Annotated in this window: 2 pseudogenes; both read right to left on the bottom strand. The window is 35.6% G+C overall.

Annotated elements, in window-relative coordinates:
- A pseudogene (locus H8S17_RS16305) lies at window positions 1-239 on the bottom strand (DUF4885 family protein); the annotation flags it as partial.
- A gap of 198 nt (window positions 240-437) precedes the next feature.
- Window positions 438-679, bottom strand: a pseudogene (locus tag H8S17_RS16300) (hypothetical protein); the annotation flags it as partial.

Raw genomic sequence — 679 nt, 5'->3', positions numbered from 1 at the left:
GAGGTCACATCACAATATTTTGATTCGATATATGTCATCGGATCAGAATGAGACAAATTTTCTTTGTACACTTTATCATAATGCTCCTGCAAAACTTTTTGTACGAAACGATCTTCCTCGGTAAGTCCATCATATTGATAACCTACAGTTGTACCAGTGTTGGAATTATTGGGCAGGTTGTTTAAATCCCTGCCAGCTGGAATGTTATTATAATAGTCAGAATTATTTACAGTAACCATACTATACCACCTACCTTATAATCTGTATCATGTGAATCATACTGAAACCCTATCGATAAACTTTTTTCATTTTATTTTCCACATTTTTTCTTCATTATCCGGAATTCTTCCGACTGTGTCACCTGTTGGCTTTCTCTCAGCCTCAATATGATATGTAATCCAAGTTCTCTTTTTTTCCTATGTTCAAATGACTAAGCACTATTTATACTTACTATTTGCATTTGGCAAATTAAGATATGTATCCATACTTTTCGTCCAAAGCAACGATAAGTCAAACCTTCCCAATTTGTTTAAATCTTCTATGCTTTTTTTGAACATTGAGATAAAATCTCTTCTGTCGTTAAGTCCCATATTACCAGCTTCAAGCGGCAGAGACGTGAAACCTCCCTGCTTCTCCACTTTGTAATGTGCCTCCAATGCACGCATTTCGACTACTGTAG

It is taken from the genome of Roseburia zhanii (assembly GCF_014287635.1).
Taxonomy (GTDB): Bacteria; Bacillota; Clostridia; order Lachnospirales; family Lachnospiraceae; genus Roseburia_B; species Roseburia_B zhanii.
This window is presented reverse-complemented; position numbering and strand designations above follow the sequence as displayed.